Origin of the sequence: Sphingomonas sp. ASY06-1R (assembly GCF_052180265.1) — a bacterium.
GTDB lineage: Bacteria > Pseudomonadota > Alphaproteobacteria > Sphingomonadales > Sphingomonadaceae > Sphingomonas_I.
This window is the reverse complement of sequence record NZ_CP197464.1, coordinates 3,802,025-3,828,411: the sequence shown is the minus strand read 5'-3', so window position 1 is coordinate 3,828,411 and position 26,387 is coordinate 3,802,025. Positions and strand designations below refer to the sequence as shown.

23 protein-coding genes are annotated in these 26,387 nt (G+C 64.5%); 8 read left to right on the top strand and 15 right to left on the bottom strand.

The features are described 5' to 3' along the window. Nucleotides 1-55: 55 nt before the first annotated feature. Nucleotides 56-1,603: a glycosyltransferase family 39 protein gene (locus tag ACSBM8_RS18060; RefSeq protein WP_442679375.1), complete on the top strand. Its 1,548-nt coding sequence runs from the start codon at nucleotides 56-58 to the stop codon at nucleotides 1,601-1,603. Nucleotides 1,604-1,637: 34 nt separating this feature from the next. Here ACSBM8_RS18060 and ACSBM8_RS18055 read toward each other — a convergent pair whose 3' ends face one another. The 3 genes from ACSBM8_RS18055 to ACSBM8_RS18045 all read right to left on the bottom strand — a co-directional run bounded on the left by ACSBM8_RS18055 (nucleotide 1,638) and on the right by ACSBM8_RS18045 (nucleotide 4,901). Continuing rightward, nucleotides 1,638-2,957, bottom strand: coding sequence for a cystathionine gamma-synthase family protein (locus tag ACSBM8_RS18055; protein ID WP_442679374.1), 1,320 nt, complete (start codon nucleotides 2,955-2,957; stop codon nucleotides 1,638-1,640). Nucleotides 2,958-3,220: 263 nt separating this feature from the next. Continuing rightward, nucleotides 3,221-3,496, bottom strand: coding sequence for a DUF3297 family protein (locus ACSBM8_RS18050; RefSeq protein WP_442679373.1), 276 nt, complete (start codon nucleotides 3,494-3,496; stop codon nucleotides 3,221-3,223). Between the two features lie 61 nt (nucleotides 3,497-3,557). Then, nucleotides 3,558-4,901 (bottom strand): dihydroorotase, encoded by a 1,344-nt coding sequence (locus tag ACSBM8_RS18045; RefSeq protein ID WP_442679372.1) that lies wholly within the window; start codon nucleotides 4,899-4,901, stop codon nucleotides 3,558-3,560. Nucleotides 4,902-4,929: 28 nt separating this feature from the next. On the opposite strand from ACSBM8_RS18045, the gene ygfZ reads away from it, so the two are divergent. Beyond that, nucleotides 4,930-5,664, top strand: coding sequence for a CAF17-like 4Fe-4S cluster assembly/insertion protein YgfZ (ygfZ, locus tag ACSBM8_RS18040; RefSeq protein ID WP_442679371.1), 735 nt, complete (start codon nucleotides 4,930-4,932; stop codon nucleotides 5,662-5,664). 139 nt (nucleotides 5,665-5,803) lie between these two features. Here ygfZ and acnA read toward each other — a convergent pair whose 3' ends face one another. From acnA to ACSBM8_RS18020, 4 genes are all read right to left on the bottom strand, one after another. Beyond that, entirely contained in the window at nucleotides 5,804-8,488 is a 2,685-nt protein-coding gene (gene acnA / locus ACSBM8_RS18035; RefSeq protein WP_442679370.1) for an aconitate hydratase AcnA, read from the bottom strand. A gap of 153 nt (nucleotides 8,489-8,641) precedes the next feature. Beyond that, entirely contained in the window at nucleotides 8,642-9,454 is an 813-nt protein-coding gene (locus tag ACSBM8_RS18030; RefSeq protein ID WP_442679369.1) for a transglutaminase family protein, read from the bottom strand. Nucleotides 9,455-9,477: 23 nt separating this feature from the next. Next, the gene (locus ACSBM8_RS18025; protein WP_442679368.1) at nucleotides 9,478-10,413 is read right to left on the bottom strand and encodes an alpha-E domain-containing protein; all 936 of its coding nucleotides are present in this window, start codon (nucleotides 10,411-10,413) and stop codon (nucleotides 9,478-9,480) included. After that, a complete protein-coding gene (locus ACSBM8_RS18020) occupies nucleotides 10,414-11,889 on the bottom strand; it encodes a circularly permuted type 2 ATP-grasp protein (RefSeq protein ID WP_442679367.1) in 1,476 nt (491 codons plus the stop codon). Between the two features lie 135 nt (nucleotides 11,890-12,024). On the opposite strand from ACSBM8_RS18020, the gene arfB reads away from it, so the two are divergent. Then, nucleotides 12,025-12,438 (top strand): alternative ribosome rescue aminoacyl-tRNA hydrolase ArfB, encoded by a 414-nt coding sequence (gene arfB / locus ACSBM8_RS18015; RefSeq protein ID WP_442679366.1) that lies wholly within the window; start codon nucleotides 12,025-12,027, stop codon nucleotides 12,436-12,438. A gap of 342 nt (nucleotides 12,439-12,780) precedes the next feature. Here arfB and rutA read toward each other — a convergent pair whose 3' ends face one another. The 6 genes from rutA to ACSBM8_RS17985 form a co-directional block, all read right to left on the bottom strand. Continuing rightward, on the bottom strand, nucleotides 12,781-13,839 hold the full coding sequence (gene rutA, locus ACSBM8_RS18010) for a pyrimidine utilization protein A (RefSeq protein WP_442679365.1): 1,059 nt from the start codon (nucleotides 13,837-13,839) through the stop codon (nucleotides 12,781-12,783). A gap of 2 nt (nucleotides 13,840-13,841) precedes the next feature. After that, nucleotides 13,842-14,657 (bottom strand): pyrimidine utilization protein D, encoded by an 816-nt coding sequence (rutD, locus tag ACSBM8_RS18005; protein ID WP_442679364.1) that lies wholly within the window; start codon nucleotides 14,655-14,657, stop codon nucleotides 13,842-13,844. Further along, the gene (gene rutC, locus ACSBM8_RS18000) at nucleotides 14,650-15,036 is read right to left on the bottom strand and encodes a pyrimidine utilization protein C (RefSeq protein WP_442679363.1); all 387 of its coding nucleotides are present in this window, start codon (nucleotides 15,034-15,036) and stop codon (nucleotides 14,650-14,652) included. Before rutC ends, rutD begins: the two co-directional genes overlap by 8 nt. Nucleotides 15,037-15,157: 121 nt before the next feature. Next, nucleotides 15,158-15,883 (bottom strand): pyrimidine utilization protein B, encoded by a 726-nt coding sequence (gene rutB, locus ACSBM8_RS17995; protein WP_442681636.1) that lies wholly within the window; start codon nucleotides 15,881-15,883, stop codon nucleotides 15,158-15,160. Between the two features lie 59 nt (nucleotides 15,884-15,942). Further along, entirely contained in the window at nucleotides 15,943-17,421 is a 1,479-nt protein-coding gene (locus ACSBM8_RS17990) for a tetratricopeptide repeat protein (protein WP_442679362.1), read from the bottom strand. Nucleotides 17,422-17,604: 183 nt separating this feature from the next. Then, on the bottom strand, nucleotides 17,605-18,003 hold the full coding sequence (locus ACSBM8_RS17985) for a winged helix-turn-helix transcriptional regulator (protein ID WP_442679361.1): 399 nt from the start codon (nucleotides 18,001-18,003) through the stop codon (nucleotides 17,605-17,607). 75 nt (nucleotides 18,004-18,078) lie between these two features. Here ACSBM8_RS17985 and ACSBM8_RS17980 point away from each other — a divergent pair, with 75 nt between their 5' ends. From ACSBM8_RS17980 to ACSBM8_RS17960, 5 genes are all read left to right on the top strand, one after another. Then, a complete protein-coding gene (locus tag ACSBM8_RS17980; RefSeq protein ID WP_442679360.1) occupies nucleotides 18,079-18,930 on the top strand; it encodes an NAD(P)H-binding protein in 852 nt (283 codons plus the stop codon). A gap of 54 nt (nucleotides 18,931-18,984) precedes the next feature. Beyond that, nucleotides 18,985-20,214, top strand: coding sequence for an MFS transporter (locus ACSBM8_RS17975; protein WP_442679359.1), 1,230 nt, complete (start codon nucleotides 18,985-18,987; stop codon nucleotides 20,212-20,214). Nucleotides 20,215-20,304: 90 nt separating this feature from the next. Then, nucleotides 20,305-21,012 (top strand): TlpA family protein disulfide reductase, encoded by a 708-nt coding sequence (locus ACSBM8_RS17970; RefSeq protein WP_442679358.1) that lies wholly within the window; start codon nucleotides 20,305-20,307, stop codon nucleotides 21,010-21,012. 162 nt (nucleotides 21,013-21,174) lie between these two features. After that, nucleotides 21,175-21,555, top strand: a complete 381-nt coding sequence (locus ACSBM8_RS17965) for a glyoxalase superfamily protein (RefSeq protein WP_442679357.1) — start codon at nucleotides 21,175-21,177, stop codon at nucleotides 21,553-21,555. 79 nt (nucleotides 21,556-21,634) lie between these two features. Continuing rightward, nucleotides 21,635-22,363, top strand: a complete 729-nt coding sequence (locus ACSBM8_RS17960; RefSeq protein ID WP_442679356.1) for a 2OG-Fe(II) oxygenase — start codon at nucleotides 21,635-21,637, stop codon at nucleotides 22,361-22,363. 33 nt (nucleotides 22,364-22,396) lie between these two features. On the opposite strand, the gene ACSBM8_RS17955 is transcribed toward ACSBM8_RS17960, so the two are convergent. Both ACSBM8_RS17955 and ACSBM8_RS17950 read right to left on the bottom strand, forming a co-directional pair. Continuing rightward, nucleotides 22,397-23,356 carry a hypothetical protein gene (locus ACSBM8_RS17955; RefSeq protein ID WP_442679355.1) on the bottom strand — a complete coding sequence of 320 codons (960 nt, stop codon included), beginning with the start codon at nucleotides 23,354-23,356 and terminating at the stop codon, nucleotides 22,397-22,399. A gap of 158 nt (nucleotides 23,357-23,514) precedes the next feature. Continuing rightward, nucleotides 23,515-26,376 carry a TonB-dependent receptor gene (locus ACSBM8_RS17950; protein ID WP_442679354.1) on the bottom strand — a complete coding sequence of 954 codons (2,862 nt, stop codon included), beginning with the start codon at nucleotides 26,374-26,376 and terminating at the stop codon, nucleotides 23,515-23,517. Nucleotides 26,377-26,387 lie beyond the last annotated feature (11 nt).

The following is a 26,387-nucleotide window of genomic DNA, read 5'->3' as shown; positions in this document are numbered from 1 at the left end:
ATGGCGGTCTCAGCCCGCGCGACAAGTGCCCGTATTCGACCTAAGCATCGCAACGATGCAGGGGGCACGCAGATATTGGTCCATAATCGGCCTGTTGGCGGTCACCGGGCTGCTGCTGCGGGGCTGGGACATCGCCGCCGCGCCCCTGTGGCTGGACGAGGCCTATAGCGCCTATGCGGCGGGGCACGACTGGGCATTCCTGTGGCGGATCGTGCCGCTCTACGAAACCCATCCGCCCTTTTATTACAGTCTGCTCCATCTGTGGGTGGGCCTGTTCGGGGATGGTACGCGGGCGCTGCGGCTGCTCGGGCTCGTCGCCGGGATGGCGACCTTGCCGATTGTGGCGCTGGCGGCGCGCGAAGCCGGCCATTGGATTGGCTGGGACAATCGCGCGCGCCGACGCCTGGAAATGGTGGCAATTGCGTTCGCCTGCGTCTCGCTCGGACTGGTCGAAATGGCGCGCGAGGTGCGGCCATATCCTCTGATGATCCTTGTCTATGCCGGCGCGATGCTGCTGCTGTTGCGGCTGGCCCGACGGATCGAGCGCGGCCAGCCGCTGAAGGGCGCAGGCTACATCGGGTATCTGCTGCTGGAAGAGGCGCTGTTGTGGCTCCACAATCTCGGGCCGCTGTTCGGGCTCGCGCTGACAATGGCGCTTGGGATCGCTCTGCTTGGCCGCCGGCTCACGCGCGCAGACTGGGCCTGGCTGGTGACCGGGCACCTCGTCGTGGCCCTTTGGTATCTGCCGGGATTGGCGATCCTGCGGGCGCAGGCAGAGGCATGGACCGCCAGCACCTGGCTGCAATTCCGGCTGGACGGGTTGCTGCTGGATCGCATCATGACCCTCTATGGGGTGGCGGGGTGGGCGGGCCTTGCCAGCCCGGTCCTCGTCGTCTGGGCCGGCCTGGCCCTCGCGCGCCTGAACAATGGCGCGCGTCTGGGCGCGATATTGATCACGCTGGCGCTGGTGCCGGTCTGCTGCGCGATCCTGGTCTCTTTGACGGTTACGCCGATATTCATCACCCGCATCATGACGCCGGTCGCGGTGCCCGCACTGCTGCTGCTCGCGATCGGAGCGACCGCCGAAGGCCGGTATCGGCTGGCCCGCGCCGCGGCGGCCCTTCTGCTCGGCGGATCGATGCTCGTGGCGGATATCAAGGCGCGGGTGCGCGGGCCGGAGCTGAACTGGTATCGCACCGTCGCCTGGCTGAAGACCCACGCCCGGCACGGCGATGTCGTGTTCGCCTATCCGAATGAGGGCAAGCTGCCGCTGGCCTATGCGCTACGCGACAAGAAGCTGCAGCTTCCGATCCGGGCGATACCAAGCGATGTGCCATCGCTGGAGATTGGCGGCGGCTGGCATCCGACCGGGACGCGCGGCGTATCGGTTCTGCCGCCGGCGACATTGCACGCCATCGCCCAGGAATCCGCCACCCAGGCCGTTCCAACCATCTGGCTGTTGCGACTGGGCGCATCGACGTTCGATCCGGACGATCGGTTCCTGCGCCAACTGCACCGCGGCCGCTACATTGTGCGGCGCTGGAACGACGGTGCGATCGACATCGTCGGCCTGAAAAAGCGGCCGGCCGACGCGAGCAGGTAACCCTGCCCCAAATGCGCGCAGTCGCGAAGGGTGATTAGATCGCCGCCAGCGCCTGTTCGAAATCCGCGATCAGATCGTCCGCATTCTCGACCCCGATCGAGATACGGACAAGGTTGTCGCCAATGGCAAGGGCGTCCTTGCGCTCCTGCGGCACCGAAAGATGCGTCATGCCGGCAGGATGGCTCGCCAGCGTCTCCGTGCCACCCAGGCTGACCGCGAGTTTGGCGATCTTGAGCGCATCGAGGAAACGGAACGCCTCAGGCTCCCCGCCCTTCAAATACAGCGAGAAGGTCGATCCCGCGCCCGAACAATGGCGGTTATAGATATCGGCCTGACGCGACCCTTCTTCCAGGAAGCCCAGATAGCCGACATGTTCGACCTTGGGCTGATCGCGCAGCCACGCGCAGACCTTGGCGGCATTCTCGCCCGCACGGCTCATGCGCAATTCCAGCGTTTCCAGCGAACGCAGCAGCATCCACGCCGGATGCGGATCCAGGATCGTGCCGATCGTGTTGCGCATCAACCGGATCGGCGCGAGCGCCGCCTTCGATCCGACCGCGCCGCCCGCCACGAGATCGCTATGGCCGCCCGCATATTTGGTCAGGCTGTAGATGACGATATCGGCGCCGTGCTTCAGCGGCTGCTGCCACAAGGGGCCGAGGAAGGTGTTGTCGATCACCACCACCGGTTTCTCGCCCTCGAACAAGGCATCGCGTGAGGCGGTGACCGCCTCGATATCAACGAGCGCGTTGGTGGGGTTGGCGGGACTTTCCAGATAGATGAGCGGGACGCGGCCATGCGCTTTGGCCTTGTTCATGACCGCATCAATCTCTTCGCGGGTCGCGCCGGCGGGAAAATCGAGCCAGTTGATGCCAAGCTTGCCGAGAATCTTGCCGATCAGCGTTTCGGTGGCGGCATAGAGGGGGGCGGAATGGACGATCGTGTCGCCCGGCTGGACCATTGCCAGCAGCACGGTCGCGATCGCCGACATGCCGGAGGAGAAGGTCAGCGCGTCCTCAGCGCCTTCCCAGATGCCGAGACGGTCCTCCAGGATTTCCTGATTGGGGCCGTTGAACCGCGAATAGACCAGGCCTTCGGCACCACCCGGCCGCTTGCCCGTCACGCCTTCGAAAAAGCGTTTGCCGGCCGCGGCACTTTCGAAAACATAGGTCGATGTCAGGAAGACGGGCGGCTTGAGCGACCCTTCCGACAGAGCGGGGTCGAAGCCATGGCCCATCATCAGCGTCGACGGGCTCAACGTCCGGCTGCCAATCTCCAGCGCTTGATGGCGCGGGCGGCGGCGGGGTTGGCCTGCCGACAATTCGGCTTCGGTGAGGGGGGGCGTTTTGGCCAAGGGGTGGGACCTTTGCGGACGGGTTAGCGGGCGTTCCCCGGGTGGGACGGCGCCCTTTTTAGGCGCCGCGTGCTCCAAAGTCATGACGGCAGGCAGCGCCGCGTCGGCAGCTACCGCTCGCCCTTAGCGGAAGAACAGCAAGTATAAGACGAGGACCAGGCCCAGCGGGACACCCAGCAGCCATAGGATGAACGCTTTACCCATCGACAATCTCCCGAAACGGCCCCGATCAGACCAGGTTAGGGGAAACTAACGAGTGGTGTTCAGGGCTGTTCCGGTTCCGGTGCGCCGTCGCGGAAGAACGGTTCGACCGTACCGTTCATCTTCATCGTCAGCGGATTGCCCTTGCGATCGCGCGTCTTCGCCATGGCAAGCCGCACCCAACCTTCGCTGACGCAATATTCCTCGACGTTGAAGCGTTCCTGCCCGTTGAAGATGATGCCCACCCCACGTCCCAGCGAATCGGGGTCGTAATGGGGGCTGCGGGGATCGACGGAGAGGCGATCGGGCGGCGTCGGAGTGCTGCTGGTGTCGTTCATGGTCGGGCCTCTTAGCGAGCCCTGCGGCGTCCGTCATCCCGGCGCAGCAGGGGCGCCTCTGTCATTCCCAGGATGCGGAATCGAAGCGGATCGGCCGGCCGATCGCCTTGGCGGCCAGCGCGCCATCCCGCATCACGGTGCGGCCGCGGATGATCGTGGCCACCGGCTTTCCGGTGATCTCCATGCCCGTGAAAGGCGACCAGCCGCAGCGCGACGCCAGCCAATTGTCCTCGATCGTCCATTTCGCCTTCAGATCGACGAGCGTGAAATCGGCATCATAGCCGGCGGCGATGCGGCCCTTCCCGGTCATGCCGAACACGCGTTGCGGGCCGGCCGAGGTCAGTTCGACCAGGCGCTGCAGCGTCAGGCGTCCATGCGCGACATGGTTGAGCATCAACGGCAGCAGCGTCTGCACACCCGGCATGCCGCTCGGCGAATCCGGATAAGGCTTGGCTTTTTCCTCCTTGGTATGCGGCGCATGATCGGAGCCCAGCACGTCGGGAACGCCCTGGTTCAGCCAGCGCCACAAACCATCGCGATGCGCGCCGGATCGGATCGGCGGGTTCATCTGGGCGTAGGTGCCGAGCCGCGGGTAAGCCTCTTCGCCGGCCAGCGTCAGATGCTGCGGCGTCACCTCGCAGGTGGCGATATCCTTGTTGCGGGAAATATATTCGAGTTCCGCCGGCGTGGTGACGTGCAGAATATGGATCGGGCGGCGCGCGGCCCGCGCCAGGCGCAGGATGCGTTGCGTCGCCAGCATCGCGCTCTCATCGTCGCGCCACACCGGGTGCGATCGGGGGTCGCCCACGACGCGTTCGCCCAAGCGCGCCTGCATGCGCGGCTCGTCCTCGGCGTGGATCGCCACGCGGCGGCGGCCATGGGCCAGCACGCGGGCGAGCTCCGTATCTTCCGAGACGAGCAGATCGCCGGTCGATGCGCCCATGAAAATCTTGACGCCAGCGGTGCCGGGCAGTCGTTCCAGCTCGCCCAGCAGATCGGCATTGGCGCTGGTCGCACCGACATAGAAGGCATGATCGCACCACATGCGGTCTTCGGCCCGCGCCAGCTTGTCGTGGATCGCGGCTTCGCTGTCGGTATTGGGCTTGGTGTTCGGCATTTCGAACACGGCGACGACGCCGCCCAGAACCGCGGCGCGGCTGCCGCTCTCCAGATCCTCCTTCGCTTCCAGCCCGGGCTCGCGGAAGTGGACCTGGCTGTCGACCACGCCCGGCAGCACGGTCAGGCCGGTGCAGTCGATCGTCTCGCCGGCATCCCCCGGCTCGCCAATGGCGATGATGCGGCCGTCGCGCACGCCGACCGACGTCTCGACCGGGCCGCCCGGCGTCCACACGACGCCGTTCTTGAGGAGAAGATCATAGGTGGCCACAAGCGACTCCGTTGGCATCTGGTCCGCGCATCCCTACCTCGCTCCCATGACCGCGACCACCCTTGCCGACCGCGCCGTGATCCGCTTGTCCGGGGAGGATGTGCGCGGCTTCCTCCAGGGGCTGGTAACGAATGATGTTACCGGACCTTTACCGGTCTGGGCGGGGCTGCTGACCGCCCAGGGCAAAGCGCTCTTCGATTTCCTGGTCTGGGACGATGGCGACGATCTGCTGGTCGATTGCGAGCGGGATCAGGCGGAGGCACTGGCGCGGCGGCTTTCCCTCTATCGATTGCGGCGCGCGATCGTGATTGCGGTGGACGCTGCGCTTGCAGTGCACTGGGCGCCGGAGGGGGACGCTGGCGTGCCCGATCCGCGGCTGGCGGCACTCGGCCGGCGCTGGATCGCGCCTCCAGACGCACCGGTCGATGGCTGGCGCGCGCACCGGCTGGCGCTGGGCGTGACCGAGGGTGTCGCAGAACTGGGATCGGACAAGACGCTTTGGCTGGAAGCCAATGCGATCGAGCTCGAAGGGGTGAGCTTCACCAAGGGCTGCTATGTCGGCCAAGAGAATACGGCGCGCATGAACTGGCGCCAGAAGGTCAACCGCCGGCTGGTGGCGGCCCACGCGACGGACGATCCGGGCGATGCCGCCTATGTTTATTATCCGGAGCTCCGCCTTGCCGTGAAGCGGCTGCAGGTCGAGCGGATTGCCGCGGGGGATGCCGGGGTGATCGTGCCCGATTGGCTAGCGGTGGCGGTTAGGCCAGCTGCGACCTCCTAGAAGAGTCGTCATTGCGAGCGAAGCGAAGCAATCCAGCTCCTATGCGGGACTGGATCGCCACGGCGCGTTCCGCGCCTCGCGATGACAACATTAGGTATGATCAGCCCCACCCTGGAGAGGTGGAGCTGATCAGGTCTCTTTACGCCGCCAGCTTGCGCAGGACGTAGGGCAGGATGCCGCCGTTGAGGAAATAGTCCAGCTCGTTGACGGTATCGATGCGGCAGCGCGCTTCGAACGTCTCTTCGCTGCCGTCGGTGCGCTTCAGCCGGACGGTAACCGTCTGGCGCGGGCGCAGGCCGGCGACATTGTCGATCGAGAAGAGCTCGCTGCCATCCAGCCCGAGCGTCTTGCGATCGGTGCCTTCCGGGAATTGCAGCGGCAGCACGCCCATGCCGACCAGGTTCGAGCGATGGATGCGCTCGAAGCTTTCGGCGATGACGGCGCGCACGCCCAGCAGGGTCGTGCCCTTGGCCGCCCAATCGCGCGACGAGCCGGTGCCATATTCCTTGCCGGCGACAATCACGAGCGGCGTGGCGTCTGCCTTATATTTCTGCGCGGCGTCGTAGATGGCCAGCGTTTCGCCGGTCGGCACATAGCGGGTCATGCCGCCTTCGACGCCAGGCACCATCTCATTGCGGATGCGGATGTTGGCGAAGGTGCCGCGCATCATCACTTCGTGATTGCCGCGCCGCGCGCCGTAGGAATTGAAGTCCGCCTTCGAAACCTGATGCTCGTTCAGATAACGACCGGCCGGGCTGTCGGCCTTGATCGATCCCGCGGGCGAGATGTGATCGGTGGTGATCGAATCGGCCAGAATGGCGAGCGGCCGGGCATCGATGATGTCCTCCACCGCCTTCGGCGTCATCGTCATGCCCTCGAAATAGGGCGGGTTCTGCACGTAGGTGGAGCCTGCCGACCAGCTATAGGTATCGGAGCCTTCGATGGTGATGGCGCGCCACTTGCGATCGCCTTCGAACACGTTGGCATAGCGCGTGCGGTACATTTCCGAATCGATCACCGAGGTGATGATGTCGGTAATTTCGTGATTGGTCGGCCAGAGGTCCTTCAGCATCACCGGCTTGCCTTCGGGCGTCGTGCCGATCGGGGTAGAGGTGATGTCCTCCCGCACGGTGCCCTTGAGCGCATAGGCGACGACCAGCGGCGGCGAGGCGAGGAAGTTGGCGCGCACGTCGGGCGAGACGCGGCCTTCGAAGTTGCGGTTGCCGGACAGGACGGAGGCGGCGACAAGATCGTTCTCGTTGATGGCCTTGCTGATCGGCGTCGGCAGCGGACCGGAATTGCCGATGCAGGTGGTGCAGCCATAGCCGACCAGGTTGAAGCCGATCGCGTCGAGATCTTCGGTGAGCTTCGCCTTGTTCAGATAATCGGTCACGACCTGACTGCCGGGGGCAAGGCTGGTCTTGACCCAGGGCTTGGGCTTGAGGCCGAGCGCGCGCGCCTTGCGGGCGACCAAGCCGGCCGCGACCAGCACGTTGGGGTTGGAGGTGTTGGTGCAGCTGGTGATCGCGGCGATCACGACATCGCCATGGCCGACCTCGAAATCCTCGCCCTCCACGGGCACGCGGACGTCGCTTTCGCCGGTCTTCTTATAGCCCTTGACCAGTTCGTTGTTGAAATTCTCGTCGACGTTGGTGAGCAGCACCTTGTCCTGCGGGCGTTTCGGGCCGGCAAGGCTCGGCTGCACGGTCGACATGTCGAGCGCGAGCGTATCGGTGAAGACCGGATCGGGCAGGTTGGCATCGCGCCACATGCCCTGTGCCCGGGCATAGGCCTCGACCAGCTCGATCTGGCCCTCTTCGCGGCCGGTGAGGCGCAGATAGTTGATCGTTGCCTGATCGACCGGGAAGAAGCCGCAGGTTGCGCCATATTCCGGCGCCATGTTGGCGATGGTCGCACGATCGGCGAGGCTCAATGCGTCGAGACCCGGGCCGTAAAATTCCACGAACCGGCCGACGACGCCCTTCTGGCGCAGCATCTGCGTGACGGTCAGCACCAGATCGGTCGCGGTAATGCCTTCGGCCAGCGTGCCGGTCAGCTTGAAGCCGACGACTTCCGGGATTAGCATCGATACCGGCTGGCCGAGCATCGCAGCCTCGGCCTCGATCCCGCCGACGCCCCAGCCCAGCACGCCCAGGCCGTTGACCATCGTGGTGTGGCTGTCGGTGCCGACGCACGTGTCCGGATAGGCGATATCGGCGCCGTCCGCGCCCTTGGAGACCCAGATCGTCTGCGCGATATGTTCCAGATTGACCTGGTGGCAGATGCCGGTGCCGGGCGGCACCACCTTGAAATTGTCGAGCGCCTTCGAACCCCAGCGCAGGAACTCATACCGCTCCATGTTGCGCTGATATTCGATCTCGACATTATGCTCGAATGCCTTGGGCGTGCCGAATTCGTCGACCATGACCGAGTGATCGATGACAAGGTGGACGGGCACGAGCGGGTTGATCTTCTGCGCATCGCCGCCCAGCGCGGTGATCGCGTCGCGCATGGCCGCCAGATCGACGACGCAGGGCACGCCGGTGAAATCCTGCATCAGCACGCGGGCCGGGCGATATTGAATTTCGCGCTCCGACGAGCGATCGACCAGCCACTGTACCATGGCTTTCAGATCGTCGGCCGTGACCGTCTTTCCGTCTTCGAACCGCAGCAGGTTTTCCAGCAGGACCTTCATCGAGAAGGGCAGGCGCGAAATGTCGCCGATATTTTCAGCCGCCTTGGCGAGCGAATAATAATCGAACTTGCGGCCGCCGACGTCGAGCGTCGAACGAGTATTGAGCGTGTCGTGGCCGACGGCGGTCATGGGCAGAGTCCCTTGCTGCGATGCGGTGTATGGCGGGCGCACTAGCAAGGGGAAGGGTGTGGGGGAAGGCGTTTGGCAGGGTTTAGCGCCAATAATCCGGTGACCCCGGCGCGCACCTGCAGGGGAGAAGGGCGAGTTTTCAGCGAAAAATGGCTATTGCGGCGCCGGTTCCGGGCCCACATGGACGTCGACCGCCAGCTCTTCGCCGCCGCCGCCGATCCGGGCGCCCGAAATCGGGGCTGCCTGGCCATGATCCAGCCCTACGGCAACGCGCACATAGGATTCGGTCGGGCAGCGGCCTTCATGCGCGTCGAAGCCGATCCAGCCATAGCCTTCGACATGCAATTCGGCCCAGCCATGGGCGGCATGGCCTTCTGCCTGATAGGGCCGATACAGATGCCCGGCGACGTAGCGCGCCGGATATCCGACCAGGCGGGCGGCCGAAATCAGCAAATGGGCGGCCGCCTGCGCATCGGCCCTGCGGCTGGCCAAGGCGGCCGCAGCACTATGATCGCCGCCAATCTGGGGGTCGTCCAGCACCAGATAATCGTGGATGCGTTCCGCCAGCAGGTGCGCCCCGGCCAGGGGATCGCCCGGCAGTTCCAGCCCGGCGACATAGCCCTGCAACCGGGCATCGGCCCGGGTAAGCGGTGTCGTCTGCAGAAAATGGAGCGGCGGCAGAGGCTCGGCCGCGGCATCGAGCAAGCCGGCGCGATCCTCCGTCAGCACTTCGCCCGACACCGAAATGGTGATGCGATCCAGCGGACCATCGACGTAGAGCATCGTCGTTTCGTTGCCATAGCCATCGCGGGCGGGTTTCAGCCGTGCGTCGCGATCGACATCGATCGACCAGGACACGACACTTTGCCCGGCATGATTGCCCGGCGTCAGCCGCAACAGCTGGACGAGCCGCTTCTGTGGCTCCGAAAAGCGATATTCGGTGCGGTGGGATACAAAAAGGCGCATGGGCGATCTGTCCTACCCGATCGTCATGCGAAGCGGAATTGCTGGCCGATCGCGCGATCGATCTGGCTGGCTTCGACGACAAAGGCTTCCAGATATTCGTGGAGACCTTGGCCGAATACGGCATCGATCGACGTGCGGCTCAACGTCGTCTGACAGCGGCGCGCGAGCCGATCGGCCTCGCCCTGCCGGCCCAGCCGCTTGCCGATATAGGCCAGATGCTGGACGACCTCGTCGATCGCGCCCGCCAGGCTCCGCGGCACTTCGCTGCGCAGGATCAGCATGTCGGCGACCAGCCAGGGCTTCAACCCGTCCCGATACAGCCAGCGATAGGCGGTATTCGCCGAAACCGTATGCAGGATCGTCGTCCACTGATCGCGATCGATGACCCCGCCGACCTTCTCGCCTTCGGGCAGCAAAAGATGATATTTGACGTCGATCAGGCGCGCGGTGTTGTCGGCGCGTTCGATCGCGGCGCCCAGACCGATGAAATGATAGGCCTCGTTGCGCAACATATGGTGAAGCGCGCCCTCGAAGCCTCGCGTTTCCGCGCGGATCATGGCGGTCAGTGCCAGCGTTTCCTCATAGCCGCCGGTGGTCGCGAGCCCGCGCAGCCCCAGCCAGGCGCGGTTGATCGCCTCCCAGGCGTCACGCGTGAGCGCCGTCCGCACCGATTTGGCATTCGACCGCGCCGAATCGAGGCAGGAGCGAATGGAACTGGAATTGTCCGGCGACAGCGTCAGATAACCGGACACCGATTGTGGCTCGGTCGGCAGCCCGGTCGCGGCATAGCGTTTGTCGCAGGCGGTCACGCGCAGCGCGCTGTCCCACGCGACCTGCCCCGCCGGGCGCGCCGAGAGCGCATCCAGCCGCAAGGTCGCTTCCAGCAGGCGTGCGGTAAATTCGGCCCGCTCGACGTAGCGGCCGATCCAATAAAGCTGGGCTGCGGTGCGACTTAGCATCTAGCCCTGCCGCTGCGTCTGCCCGTCCGGGCCTTGCGATTGATATTGGGTGACGTCCGACAGGATCAGGCTGTCCTTGGTGCCGCCACCCTGGCTGGAATTCACCACCAGCGATCCTTCGATCAGCGCGACGCGGGTGAGCCCGCCGGGCACGATATGGACCCCCTCCGCGCCCGTCAGCACGAACGGGCGAAAATCGACGTGGCGTGGCGCAACGCCCTTGTCGGTCAGCGTCGGCACCGTCGAAAGCGCAAGGGTCGGCTGTGCGATATAACGCTGCGGCTCGGCGATCAGCGCGGCACGGAAATCCTCGATCTGCTTGCTGCTCGCGGTCGGGCCGACCAGCATGCCATAGCCGCCCGATCCATCGACCAGTTTGACGACCAGCTGCTCCAGATTGTCGAGAACATATTGCAGCGCCTCCGGCTCGCGGCAGCGATATGTCTCCACATTCGGCAGCTTCACATCCTCACCGGAATAATATTTCACGATCTCCGGCATGTAGGAATAGATCGCCTTGTCGTCTGCGATGCCGGTGCCGGGGGCGTTGACCAAGGCCACATTGCCCGCGCGATAGGCCGCGATCAGCCCGGGCACGCCCAGCAGCGAATCCGGCCGGAACAGCAGCGGATCGATATAATCGTCGTCGATACGGCGATAGATGACGTCGACGCGCACGCGTCCGTCGATCGTGCGCATCCACACGACATCGTCGTCGACCTCCAGGTCCGCCGCTTCGACCAGTTCGATCCCCATCGAGTCAGCCAGGAAGCTATGTTCATAGAAGGCCGAATTATAATGGCCGGGCGTCAGCAGCACGCAGACCGGTTCCGACGCACTGCCGCGAGGGGCGACCGAGCGCAACGTGTCGCGCAGCTGATCGGGGTAGCGGTCGACCGGGCAAACCGGAAAACGGCGGAACAGTTCGGGGCAGAGGCGTAGCATCGCCTCCCGATTTTCCAGCATGTACGACACGCCCGATGGCGTGCGGGCATTATCCTCCAGCACGAAGAAATCGTCCGGCCCGGTCCGCACCAGATCGATCCCGCAAATATGCGCAAATACGCCGTGCGGCGGTTTCTGGCCGTGGAGGAAGCCGCGAAATTGCGGGTTGGCGAGCACCAGTTCGGCCGGAACGATACCATCGTGGATGATCCGTTGCCGGCCATAGACGTCGGTCAGGAAGGCGTTGATCGCCTCGACCCGCTGGACCAGGCCTTCTTTCAGCCGCTCCCATTCCTTGTGCGTGAAAATGCGCGGCACGATATCGAAGGGGATGATGCGCTCGGCGCTTTCTTCTTCGCCATAGACGGCGAAGGTTATGCCTAATTGTCGGAATGCGGCCTCGGCAGCCTTTTGGCGGCGATCCAGTTCCTGCAGCGGTGTGTTGGCGATCCAGCCGGCCAATTCGGTGAATCCCGGTCGGCCGGTACGATCGCCGCTGCTTCCCCACACTTCGTCAAAGGCGTCGCGCATCCCGCTCCTGGTCAATGTGTTCGGCTGGTGCAGACTGCCGCTGTTCGCTGCAATGCACAAGAGGTAGTGTTGCCTGCCCAGAACGAATGGAATTGCCAAAGCGTTGCAGTCCATTAGCGGCATTTGTGAGGAAATATGACACGCGCCGAACCCGCACCTTTGCCCGAAGAGGCGCTGGAGGAACGATTCCTTGCCGCGACGGGGCCGGGCGGCCAGAACGTCAACAAGGTCGCCACCGCCGTGCAACTGCGGCTCGACGTCTATGCGCTGCGGCTCGCGCCGGATGTCTTCGCCCGCTTGAAAGGCCTGGCCGGCAGCCGCTGGACGCTCGACGGCGGCATCATCGTTACTGCGCGCCGCTTCCGTACGCGAGAAGCCAACCGCACCGATGCCCGCGCCCGGTTGGCGGACATGGTGGCGGCGGCGCATGTGCGCCCGGAGCGGCGGATCAAAACCAAACCCAGCAAGTCCGCCAAGGCCAAGCGGGTCGACGCCAAGGCGCGGACGGGGGCGATCAAGCGCGGGCGGGGGAAGCCGGCGCTGGATTAAGAAGACAAATAGCGCCGGAGCGTGGCTGCCGTGGGCCACCTCGTCGGACCGCCAGCCCCTCCGCAGGCATGAAATCCGACCACCGCCGAAAGATGCAGAGGGCGAGGCATTTGAATCCCTGCGTAGCTTTGATCATTGGCTGTCGCTGTTGCTGTCCTTCCCCTCCGTCGCCTTCGGCGCCACCTCCCCCTGGCGGGGGAGGATTACTGTGGCGACCGGCAGCTACCGGCTCGGGTGATGTTCCAATCCTCCCCCGCTAGGGAGAGGTGGCAGGCCTAGCCTGACGGAGGGGGAGGGCCGCGATAGTCGGCGGCCTGCGTGCGCCTCCTCCACCAGCCTCGCTCAGCCGCGGCTTTTCATTAGCGGCTGGATGCGCGTGCCGAATGTCTCGACGCCTTCGATGAAATCGTCGAAGGTCAGCAGCACGCCGCCCGTATTGGGAACCTCGGCCATTTCGTCGAGCAGCCGCGCGACCGTCTCATAGCTTCCTACCAAGGTCCCCATGTTGAGGTTTACCGCGCTTTCCCGGTCGGCCAACTGGCGGACGTTGGTGGTGGCGCTGGTCTTGTCGGCCGCGCCTTGTTCGCCCAGCCAGGCGACCGCCTCCTCATCGACGCCTTCGCGATAGTGGATCCACTTCTCCATCGCTTCCGCGTCGGTTTCGGCGGCGATGATCATGATCAGCACGAATACGGAGACGTCGCGGCCGGTCTTGGCGGTGGCGAGCGCGAGCCGTTCGTTGTTGGAGGCGAACGCCTTGGGCGTGTTGACGCCCTTGCCCAGGCAGAAAGCATAATCAGCATATTGCGCGGAGAAAGCGAGGCCGGCGTCGGACGAGCCCGCACAGATGATCTTCATGTCGCCGGTCGGCATCGGGCGGACGCGGCAATCGTCCATCTGATAATATTGGCCGTGGAAATCGGATACGCCGCTCGCCCACAATTCGCGCAGGATATGCGCATATTCGGCGAGCATGTCGTAGCGGTTGCGGAAATGCTCGTCGCCCGGCCACAGCCCCATCTGGCTATATTCGGGGCGCTGCCAGCCGGTGATCAGATTCAGCCCGAAGCGACCATGGCTGATTGAATCGATCGTGTTGCACATGCGCGCTGCGAAGGCCGGCGGGATCACCAGCGTCGGGCAGGTGGCGTAAATCTTGATCTTCTCGGTCACGGCGGCAAGTCCCGCCATCAGCGTGAAGCTTTCCAGGCCATATTCCCAGAATTCGGTCTTTCCGCCGAAGCCGCGCAGCTTGATCATCGAGAGCAGGAAATCGAGCCCGTATTTTTCGGCCCGGAGGGCGATTTCCTTATTCAGGTCGAAGCTCGGCATATATTGCGGGCTGTTCTCGCTGATCAGCCAGCCATTATTGTTGATGGGCACGAAGACGCCGACCTGCATGGCTATTCCCCCTCTTCTTCATCGTCCCAGGCCTCGTCCGCCAACCAGGGCAGGACGCGGGCGTGGAATTCCTCCGGCTCTACCCGGCTGGCGGCATGGCCGCCGCCGAACTGCTGACATCGGGTCGCGTTGGGCAGCGCCTGGGCAAGGGCGCGGCCCGCCTGCCATGGTACCAGCAGATCATCGCTTGTGGTGATCACCAGAACCGGCAGGTCGATGCGGTGCAGATCCGGGCCGGGATCGTAGGCGCGCAACGCGGCGATGCGTCGCTCCACCACCTCGACCGGGGGGAAGCTTGCAAGCTGATGCGCCATCTCCGCCTCCAGCTCTTCGAAGCAGGCGGACGCCCAGTGCGCGGGGTAAAGAAAGATCGGCTGCGCGCGGACATAGGCTTCCGGCCCGCTGTCGCGCAGCAGCGCGAGCCGGGTGTCGAAGCAGAGCTCTGTGAACGGATCGAGCTTGGCCCAGCCATTCACCACGACGAGTTTCGACAACCGTTCGGGCGCACGCACCGCCAATGCCAGGCCGATCATCCCGCCAAGTGCGTGGCCGATGAAATGGACTCGTTCGATCCCGATCGCATCGAGCAGCGCGATCACGTCCTGCGCCATCGTGTCGATCGTCATGTCCGCCGGAACTGCCCGATCGCTGCGGCCGGTGCCGCGATGATCGTACAGGATCACCCGATAGCGCGCGGCGAGCGCCGCCAGGTTGGGGTTCCAATAAAGGGCCGAACCGCCAAGGCCCGGCGAAAGCAGAAGCGGCGCACCATCGGGCGGCCCGTATATTTCGTAGTAGAGGCCCGCAGCCTCAGCCACCGATATGGGCCACCGAGGCGATCTCGACCAGGCAGTCCGGCTTCACCAGTTCGCATTTCACGCAATAACGAGCCGGTTTCGGCCCAGGAAAATATTCGGCATAGACTGCGTTGAACGCGGCATAATCGGCCAGGTCCTTGAGGAATATGTGGTTCATGGCGACATCCGCCATGGTCGCACCGGCCGCTTCCAGCGTCGTTTGTATGACGTCCAGCACATGGCGGGTCTGCGCGGCGGCATCGCCGGTATGGAGCACCGCGCCCCCTTCGCCGAGCGCCAGCACGCCCGAAACATAGACCGTGTTACCGGCCTTGGCGCCAGCCGAATAGGGCGCGATCGGCGTCGGGAATTGCGGCGGGTTGATCGGTTCAAAGGGCATCTATCACTCCTTCGTCATGCTGAACTTGTTTCAGCATCCATCGTGCCACAGACAGCGGCGGTGCAGAGGCATGATAGACCCTGAAACAAGTTCAGGGTGACGGTACGCGTTGACCGGCCCGTCATCGGTCGAGCTGGCCGAAGCTGCCGCAGAAATCCGCAACCGTGCTGACCCAGCCGAAGAATTTCTCGACATTGTACACGGTCGCCTGCTGAATGAAGTCCGGGCCAAGGTGATGTGTCGCATCTTCCAGCATCACCCCGAAATATTCGAGATGGAAGCCGTCGCGCAGCGTGCTTTCGACGCAGACATTGCTGGCGATGCCGACGAACACGATGTTGCGGATGCCGCGGGCGCGCAGCGTCTGGTCCAGCTGCGAATTGAAGAAGGCGGAATAGCGCGTCTTGTGCAGCGATATGTCGCCCGGCTTCGGCGCCAGGCGATCGACCAACGCATAATCCCACCCGCCGCGCGCCAGCAGCTGGCCTTTGAGCTCAGGGCGGGCGCGCATCGTCTTCAACGCGTTCGACTTGTGCCAGTTGGGCGATCCCGGGCCGCCGGCTTCGACATAATCCGGGTCCCAGCCATTTTGCAGATAGATGACCTGCACGCCGGCCGTGCGCGCGGTGTCGAGGACGGTCGCGATCTTCTCGATCGTGGCGGCCGCGCCGGCAATGTCGAAGCCGGCAAGATCCACATAGCCGCCGGGCGATGCATAGGCATTCTGCATGTCGATGACGACGACGGCCGTCTGCTCCACGGCAAGACGCAACGGTTCCGGTCGTGCGGGAAGCATCACCATATGAGGGGTGGCATGGGACGGCTCGATGATCGTACCGCTCTGCATCGGCCGATGGTGGCGGCTAAGGCCGCGCACCGCAAGCCTCGATCGGCGCGGACGTGTGTCTAGCGACTCTCCAATGCCGTCAAAGCCCGCCGCGCATCCGCTTTGTCGGGTTCGATCTCCAGCGCGCGCCGATAATATTGTGCCGCGCGCGCCGTGTCGCGTTCGACGCCCGAGCCCGCCTGATAGGCGCGGCCGGCATTGAAGCAGCCTTCCGCGCCTTTCAGGTCGCAGGCTTTCTCGAACAACGCCGCGGCGCGGGCCGCATCTTTGGTGACGCCCGTGCCGCTCTGGACCATCGAGCCCAGATTGCCGCACGCGCCGGCGACGTCATCACCGCATGCGCGCTCATAAAGCGGGATCGCCCGGACGGGATCTTTACGCATGCCGATTCCTTGTTCGTACAAGACGCCCAGATTGTAGCAGCCATTGCTGTCACCGCCCGCGCACCCTTTCTTGAAGAGCCCGCGCGCACGCCCGGGTTTGCGCAGATCGGGGCCACCTAGAATGTAGGAGGCGCCCAGGCCGGAGCAGCCGGCGGCATCCCCATGATCGCACGCCGCCTTGAAATATTGGGCAGCGAGGCGGGAATCCTTGGGCACGCCCTCGCCGGTGGCATATGCCAAAGCGATATTGGTGCAATCGGCCGGACCGCCCTTCTCGCAGGCGCGCGCGAAGGCGGCCGATGCAGCCCAGTCGTCCTTGGCGACGCCCTCGCCCTTGACGTAGGCGATGCCGAGCCAGGTGCAGGAATGGGCGTCGCCTGCCTTGCACCCCTGATCATACAAGGTCGCGGCGCGCGCAGCGTCTTGCCCGACCCCGTCGCCCTCCGCGTATAGCCGGCCGAGCTTCCGGCACGTGGGCGCATCGCCTGCGGCGCAGTCTTTGGTCAGCTGTTGTGCCTCCTCCGACGGTGCAGATGGCGGCTCGACGGCCGCCATCGGTTCCGGCGGATCGACCTGGACGTCGGGCACAAGCGGGACGACTTCAGGAGCTCTGGGGGCATCCGTGTCGGCCGCTGGCAACGGCCGCGCCTTGCCCGCCAGCGCATCGTGCAGATCGTGGGCCCGTTCCGCCTTGTTGCCGGCGGCGAGGAGCGCCTCGGCAAACTTGACCTCATCCACCTCCATCCGGAATTGATCGTTGGCAACATGATCGCCATCGTCGCCGCAGGCGAAGTTGATCTCCGCATCCCCCAGCGAATCGGGGGGCACCGGCTGCATCGGGCTTGGCCGGGTCGGCGACTGACCAATCTGACGGCCCTGCGCATCGAACTTGAACTGGCCCAGGAAGCTCAATGTACGACGCGTGCAATTCGCGCGCATATGCGTCTTCATCATCACCTCCGGCTTGCCGGGGCGGATGACGTACATGGTCCAATAGGTGACGTTGTCTTTCTTCCGCTCGATCGATTTGGCGTCGATGAACACGACTTGGCCTGGTCCGGTGTTGACGAACCACCATTCCGACGCCGCGGCGGGCATCGCGAGCAGCGCCGTGCCTAAAAGTGCCGCCAGGCCTTTCCCGATATGACGTGGCATCGCTTTCCCCCTGTGACGCAACTTATGATCGTCTACGGAACGGCCATCCGCTGCGCCGGTTTCTGCGTCAATGTTTCCGCCCGATTGTCGGCGGCGTGCCGGCACGCAACGGGGATCTGCAGGGGGCTCGACATGAAAAGGTGCGCGCGCCCGCGAGACAAGCGGCAGGCCCCGCTAATCCAGCTAGGCCGCGCGGCTCGCCGGATCCCGTTTGCCGAGCAGGGGCATGCGCGTTTCGATCCAGTCGGCCAGCGCGCGAACTTTCTGCTCGGCCTCCCGGCCAAGCGGCGTCAGACTATATTCGACGTGGGGCGGGACCACGGCAAAAGCTGTCCGGTCGACCAGCCCGTCCTGCTCCAGCCATTGCAGCGTCTGCGCCAGCATTCGTTCGCTGACGCCGCCAATTTCGCGCCGGAGCGCGCTGAACCGCTTCGTGCCCTGGCTGAGTGCGATCAGCACCAACACGCCCCAGCGACTGGTGATATGGCGCAGCACCTCACGCGACGGGCAGTCTACCGACATCAGGTCGCCGCGCAGCAGCTTGTCGGATAGGGATGCCGGCGGCGGAGCAGCTTTCTTCATACTTACCCGGATGTACGTACTTACTTCTAGTTAGCAAGGCATCTATCTCGCGGCTGGTTACGCTGGAGGTTTACGATGACAATCGCCGTTACGGGTGCAAGCGGACATCTTGGTCGCCTTGCGCTGACATCACTCGCCACGCATGCGCATCTTTCCCCGCCGATCGCGCTGGCCCGCGATCCGGCCAAGCTTGGGGACCAGGGGGTCGCGGTTCGTCGCTTCGATTATGACCGCCCGGATGACCTTCCTACATCGCTCGCCGGTATCGAAACGCTGATCCTGATATCGTCGAGCGAGGTGGGCAAGCGTATCGCGCAACATCGTGCGGTGATCGCGGCAGCCAAGGCGGCCGGTGTCGCCAGGGTCATCTATACCAGCCTGCTCCATGCGGATGCGTCGCCGCTTTCGCTCGCGCAGGAGCATTTGGCGACGGAGGCCGATCTGGCGGCCTCGGGCCTGCGCTTCACCATCCTGCGCAATGGCTGGTATTCTGAAAACTACGCCGGTTCGATCCAGGCCGCGCTTCACCATGGCGCGCTGGTCGGCAGCGCCGCGGATGGCCGCATCTCGTCGGCCGCGCGTGCCGATTATGCCGAGGCGCTGGCGGTCGTCGCGGCTGCCGGCGATCATGACGGCAAGACCTATGAGCTCGCCGGCGATCAGGCCTGGCGAATGACGGACCTGGCGGCAGAAATCTCTCGCCACGCCGGTCGGGACATTCCTTACCGCAACCTGCCGGAATCGGATTATGCCACGGTCCTCATCAGTGCCGGCCTTCCCGCGGAGCTTGCGCATGCTGTCGCGGGGTGGGATGCGGGCGCGGCGCAGGATGCCCTGTTCGATGAGTCGGGTCAGCTTTCTTCGCTGATCGGGCATCCGACGACGCCTTTGTTGGTTACGGTGGCGCAGGCCGTCCAGCACGGCTGACGCACCGGTCGTACGGATTGTCTGCGCGGCCTGACCTACCCTGAAGGAATTGGTTTGCCCGTCGCCGACACGCCCGCCCCCCGGCGGATCTTCGCACCCGGCCTTGTCCACGCCACCCTGGCCCTGGGTGGCTTCGCGATCGGCACGACCGAGTTTGCGACGATGAGCCTGTTGCCCGATTTCAGCAGTGGGCTGGGTGTGGACGCGCCGACCGGTGGCCATGTGATCAGCGCTTATGCTTTTGGCGTCGTCGTGGGCGCGCCGTTGCTGGCGGTGCTGGGCGCGCGGATGAGCCGGCGCATGCTGCTGGTGCTGTTGATGGCGGCCTTCGCGGTGGGCAACGCGCTGAGCGCGATCGCGCCGTCATTCCGCATCTTGCTGATCTTCCGGTTTCTCGCCGGCCTGCCGCACGGCGCCTATTTCGGGACGGCCGCCCTGGTTGCCGCCAGCCTGGTGCCGTCGGAACGGCGAACGATGGCGGTCGGCCGCGTCATGCTGGGCCTGACGGTGGCGACGATCATCGGCGTGCCGCTCGCCAATGCGCTGGGCCATTGGCTGGGATGGCGTTGGGGTTTCGGGGTGGTTGCGATCATCGCCGTGCTGACGGCGTGTTTGGTGTTGGCGATCGTGCCGGCCGATCCGCCGGCAAAGGGCGCTTCCCCGCTGCGCGAGCTGAACGCGCTGCGGCGTGGCCAAGTGTGGCTGACGCTGGCGATCGGCGCGATCGGCTTCGGCGGGATGTTCGCGGTCTACACCTATCTCGCCTCGACGCTGAGCGCGGTTACGCACGGACCCGGTTACAGCCTGCCGCTCGTGCTGACGGTGTTCGGGATCGGCCTGACGCTCGGCAATCTGATCGTGCCGCGCTTCGCCGATCGCGCCCTGATGCCGACGGCGGGCGGCCTGCTGGTGTGGAGCGCGGTGTCGCTTGCGCTCTATCCGTTTGCGGCAAGCCATCTGTGGTCGATCACATTGGCCGTGCTGGCGATCGGCATCGGTGGCGCGCTCGGCACGGTGCTCCAGACGCGCCTGATGGATGTTGCCGGCGACGCGCAAGGCCTGGCGGCCGCACTCAACCATTCGGCGTTCAATACGGCGAACGCGCTTGGGCCGCTGCTCGGCGGCATGGCCATTGCTGCGGGCTATGGCTGGACGGCAACCGGTTGGGTCGGTTGCGGGCTGGCTCTGGGCGGTCTCGCCATCTGGGGCATTGCCATCCTGACCGAACGTGCCACGCAGAGGCGCGATGGCGACGGGCTGACGCTGGCGGAGGGCCGGCTGTGAGCGGATCTGCCCTTCGGCTGAGGCCAATTCACCCTTATTAACGCAAGCCTGTGCGGCATATGTCTTATCTCCGCCGGACCGGAGATTGATATGCTGGCGCCTGAACGCACAAGACGCGATCTATTGGTCGCCCTCGCCGGCGGCGGGGCCGCCGCTCTGCTGCCCTGGAACGGCGCGATAGCGGCCCCGCCGGCCAAACCGCGCAAGCTGTTCGCCGGCACCGCTCTTGCCCGCAATCGGCTCGCTATCCGGTTCGAAGCGATGCCGCCCAACCTCCGGATTCCCGATATTCTGATCGCCACGCCGGATGGAGCGCATCGTCTGGGCGATATGCGGGGTGCGGTGCGCCTCGTCTCGCTCTGGGCCGAATGGTGCATTCCCTGCTTGCTGGAGATGCACGATTTGGCCGCATTGCGGCGGCGCCATCTGGCCGCGGGCCTGGACGTGGTGGTCCTGCATCAGGGCAAGAAGATGACCGCACAAGCTGCGCGCGCGCAGCTTGTGCGGGTCGATGCGGCGGACCTGCCCAGTTGGCTCGAGCCGGGTACGCAATTGTCGACCGCTCTGGCGACGCCGATTGGGGCGGATGGTTTTACCTTGCCTTGTACCGTCCTGCTGGATCGTCATGGCCGCGTGCGCGGCCGTGCATTCGGAACCGAACCGCTCACGCCCCCCAAGTTCGCGAATGGCAAAGTTTTGACGCCTCCTGGAAAGGCGTATCTCGATACGAGCTGGTCGCTTCCCGCAGCGGACGCCTTCGCGCGCGCACTGGCGGGGGGCATCCTCGATCATATCTAGAAATGGAATCCGTCGGCGATCGATATTGCGCCGCTGAAAGGCCGTTAACACGCATCGTCGCGCGGCGATTGACAGGCCGGCAAGCGCGCTGCAGCATCGAGCAAAGGACACCGCTCCCGAACCGGTATGCGCACCGCCGCCGCTGCCCTGAAGAGACATTCTATGGCGAACCACAGCGTGTCGGACATTGCGTTCGGGCGTGCCGCGCCCGGCATTTGCGTGCGCGACCTACAGGCCGCGCATGATTTCTACACGCAGCGGCTGGGCTTCCGGAAAGTGTTCGAAAATGGCGACCCGGTCGGTTTCATGATTCTGAAAAAGGATCGCGCTGAAATCCATCTGAGCCTGAAGCCGGATCACAGGGCATCGACCGTGAACGTGATGCATATCTTCGTTAGCGATGTGGGCGCACTCTATGCGCTGCTGGAGGCCGCCGGGGTCCGGATCATCAAGCGGCTAAGCCACAAGGACTATGGCCAACGCGCCTTCGTGTTCGCGGATCCGGACGGCAATCGTATCGACGTGGGCGAACGCCGGACCTGATCGATCGCGTCGGATCGAGCTGCAGCACTTCGCGCCGACCTTGCCGGCAGTGGAGACAAGGCGGTAGACGATCCATTCCGTGTCCGTGAACCTCAGCCTGAACCGCCGTGATGATGGGAGCCTGCTGCGCCGCCGGTTCGCCGCCGCTGGCCGTGTGCAGATACCGAACTTTCTATCGGCGGCGTCGGCCGATGCCCTGCGGCGCGCGCTGCTGGCCCGCCAGGACTGGCGTCATGTCATCAGCGGTGCCGCCACCGTGTTCGAAATTGCTCGCACCGATCTGGACGCGATGCCCGTCGCGACGCGCGCGACGCTGGAACAGGCGCTTCATGCCGAAGCCACCCATGGCTTCCGCTTCCGGTACGATCTTATCCGCGTGCCCGAACCACTGCCACTATTGGACGGCGCACTGGATAGGGAGGAAGATAGGCTGCTGGCGTTTGCGCGGCTGATGAACGCCCCGACCACGCTCGACGCCTTGAGCATGGTTGCGCCGGATATGGATGTGACCTTCGCGGATGCGCAGGCCACGCGCTATACTTGCGGCGATTTCCTCACCTGTCATGACGATGCGGTGGCCGGCAAAGGCCGGCGCATGGCCTATGTGCTGGGGCTTACACCCGATTGGTCGCCGGAATGGGGAGGGCTGCTGCTGTTTCACGGCCCGGACGGCAGTGTCGTCGAAACATTTGCGCCGCGCTTCAACGCGCTCAGCCTGTTCACCGTGCCGCAGCCGCACAGTGTCAGCTTTATCGCGCCTTATGCCGGAACGGCGCGTCTCTCCGTGACGGGTTGGCTGCGCGCGTAAAAGCAGGCCAAGTTCCTACAAGGCGTGTCAATTTCACGCCGTCTCGTCCACGCAGGCGATCGCATGATCGATACGCACGCCGTGCGCGGCGTCGACCGCGGCATTCGCGGTCGCTTCCGCGTCGGCGGAATATGTTGTGCCGGGATGTTTGGCATGATCCGCCAGCATGTCCCGGGATGGAGGCTCTATGTCCAACGCGCGCGCGGCGATGGCGAGCGTCGCAGCAGGATCGGCGCGAAACGCCTCAAGCGACACCCAGTGATCGCCACCCCACCCGCCCGCATCCGCCGCGGCGCGGAACAGCGCCAGCTGAATGTCGTGGAGCAAGGCGGCGAGCATCAGCAGCCGATCGTCCGGCTCTTCCGGGCGCGCCAGGAGGGTGGCGAGACGTTGCGCAAAGCCCGTGTCGGCGTTGGAGAGGTGGACGCAGGCACGTGCGGCGAAGGCCATGCGCGCCGGGCCACCCCGGACAATGGCGCGGACGAAAGCCCGGCGCTGCATCGTCTGGAAGAGCGGTCTGACCCGAACCGGCGCCGCGACCAGATCCGGAAGCAGGGCATTCACCCAGTTCGACGGCTTGACGACAATGGCCTCCCCGGCGGCCCACGGACGGTACAGAGCGGAGAGAAGACCGGCCAGGACATCGGAAAAGCCGGGGTCGCGATACGCGTCGCGATCCAATGCGGATCGATAGGCCGCAAGATCGGTGAGCGCCTGCGGCTCGCGCAGGACAAGCGTCTTGCCGGGTCGATCCAGCAGGGTCCCGAGCAGGGTCGAGCCACAGAAGCCGACATGAAACAGCATTCGCGGTGCGGCGAGAGGAGACGGGGACCGTAAGGGCAGCGCCGCCTGGGCGGGCGCCCCCTCCCAATAAGGTGTGCGACCATCGAGAAAGGGCGTCGCGCGCAACGCGGCGGCGGTGGTTTGCACGTACGTCCCCCTGCGCGCCGCGGGATCCAGCATGTGCAGAAAGGTATGGCGATTGGTTGCCATCTGGTTTTCCCCGCGGGCGAGCTTGGCGGCCGCTTTGCTTGTCCCGCGCCTACGGCAGCGTCGCTATAGCAAGCAAGGCGCACGAGGCATCTTGCCACGCGCGCCTTGCAAGCATTCCGGTTCGATCTGCCGGGCACGCAATACCCGGCAGATCGACATTAGAATTTCGCGGTGAAGCCCGCGAAGAGGGTCCGCCCGATCACGTCGTACGTCACCGGGAAGGTGCTGCCGGCGTTGTAATCGTTGCCGACCGTGTCGCCGACGATCGGCGACTTCTTGTTGAACAGATTCTGCACGCCCAGCCGCAGCGTGAAGACCTTGTTGACGTCGATGCTCGCCGTCTCGTCGAAATAGCTGTAGGCCGGGATACGCGATTTCAGAATGTCCGTCCCGACATCCTGCTTGATCGCGCTCAGATAGCGCCAGCGGGTCTGCAGATCGATGCCGGCGAAGCCGAGGCTGACAGTCGCCGTGTGCTTCCACTTCGAGATCGGCTCGATATTGCACGCGGAGCCGAACCGTCCGGCGCACTGGATCGCCCCCGAGGTCGGATCGGCCGTTTGCTTATAGTTGATCGTGTAGGTGCCGGCGAACGACAGGTTGTAATGGAAGCGATCGGATGTGCCGCCATTATAGCCGACGGCGACGTCGATGCCGTCCGTCTTCTTGCTGGCGATATTCCCCAATTGCTGCGGCACGCCATATTGCAGATTGCCGCTCAGCGAACCGTTCAGCGGATTGCGCTTGATGCTCTGGCAGACCGCGCTGCTCGGGTCCTGCGATTGGTTGAAGCATTGATCGATGATGATCTGCGGCGGCGTCACGTCGATCGCATTGGCGATGTTGATATTGAAATAATCGACCGAGATGGTCAGCGCGCGCAGGCGTACTGGGTTGATCACGACGCCCAGCGTATAGGTATCCGACTTCTCCGCCCGCAAATTGGGATTGCCGCCGGTGAAGACGTTGATCTGACCGGAAACGGGCTGCGGAATATTGCCGACACCGGGGGCGCCTTGCGCAATGCAGATGTTGGCGATTGCGGCCGGCACATTGCCGCCTGCGCAGGGATCGTTCGACAGGCTGCCGGTGCCACCGACGACCGGCGAGAACAGCTCATAAATGTTCGGCGCGCGAACGGCGCGCTGATAGATGCCACGGAAACGCACACCTTCGACGGGGCTCCAATCGCCACCGGCCTTGTAGGTATACACGCTGCCGACGGTGGAATAATCCGAATAGCGGAATCCGCCTTCGAAGTTGAGCGCCTTGATGAAGGGCTTGTCCGTCACCAGCGGCATCTTCAGCTCGATATAGGCTTCCTTGGTGTTATAGCTGCCGGCAATACTCTGGCCCTGCCCGTAATAGATCAGGTCGCCCGACGCGTAATTCGCATCGGCCACGCTCTTGGCGCGTTCGCGGCGATACTCGACACCCAGCGAGACAGCCGCGGGCAGATCCGCAAACGGGCTCTTCAGGAAGTTGACGTCACCGTTGATGTCGGCGCCGAACACCAGCTGGCTCGACGTATCGTCCACCGCGCCATTGCGCTCGACGAAGGCGAGTTGATTGGCGGAAATGGTGCCGGTGGTGAAGACGTCGATCGGAACGCAGCCGTTGGACGGATCGCGGCAAGCCGGCCCGTTGGGGCCGGCGACCGCGTCGATTGCCTGGCTCAAGGCGTTGTAGCTGAGATCATTGAGCAGATCCTGGTGCCGCTTCGTCTTGCCATATTGGCCGAAGACTTCCCAGTTGAAGCCCGATACGTCACCGCGCAGGCCACCCATAACCTGATAATTCTTTGTGACGAAGTTCTGCACGCGACCGCCGGTCTCGGTCATGCGACGGCGGATGCCGATCGTTGAAGTGCCGTCGGGATTGAGGGCGGTTCCAGGCGCGAAGAAGGTAGCCCGCTCGCCATCAGTCAGGAACGGATTGTCGGGCGAAATGTCGAACGTATATCCGGCGGTCGCCGTTGGCGCGAGCGTCGCACGGACCTTCGAATGCACGTAATTGGCGCGGCCGAATGCCTCGATATTGTCGGTGAGCTCGTAACGCGCCAGCGCCATCACGTTGTAGCGCTCGAACGGGGTCTGGGCATAATTGACCGGCGAGAAATTGTAGAGGTGGTAGATCGGAACCAGTGCGCCGGAATCGTTCACCTGCAGCTGATCGCCGTTGGCAAGATCGAACACGGTGGGGTTGGCGTTGGACGAGCCGGCGCTGCTCGTGAGATCTTTAGAACTGGTCGCTGTGCTGTTGCGCGGGCGGTCTCCGAACTTCACGCCTTCCCGCTTCGAATAGCCGGCCGAAACCACAATATTGCCACGGTCGCCAAGCTTGACGCCGCCGGTGAGGCTACCGTCATACTGGGCGCCGTCGCCATAGGTGCTGATCTGTGAACTGCCATCTGCGCGCAGACCGGTGAAGCGATCGTCGAGGATGAAGTTCACGACGCCGGCGATAGCATCGGAGCCATAGACTGCGGAGGCGCCGCCGGTCAGCACGTCGACACGCTTGATCAGCGCGGTCGGGATCGTGTTGACGTCGACGGAACCCTTTGAGTTGTATGACGGCGCACGCTTGCCGTCGATCAGGACCAGTGTGCGCTGCGATCCCAGGCCGCGTAGGTCGACCGTCGCGACGCCGTCACTTGGATTGTTGCTGGCGGCGTTGGCGGATGGGACAAACTGCGGATTAGCGTTGAGGATCTGCTCAACAGTTACCGAATTGTTGATCTTCAGTGCGGCGGCGCCGACCGTCGAGACGGGGCTGCTGGAGGTGAGATCCGGACGCTCGATACGCGAACCAGTGACGACGATTTCGTCGGACGCTTCGGCGCCGGTCCCGGTCGTCTCTGGCGTGGCCGGCACGGCTGCCGCGGTACTGGCGGCCGGCGCGGCATCCGGGGTTGCGCTATCCTGCGCAGCGGCGGGCGCGGCGAACAGCAAAGCGATGGTCAATGGGGCAAGGCTACTCGCCAATGCGGACGTGGCACGCAACAAACTGACATGGGGCATGATGATTTCCT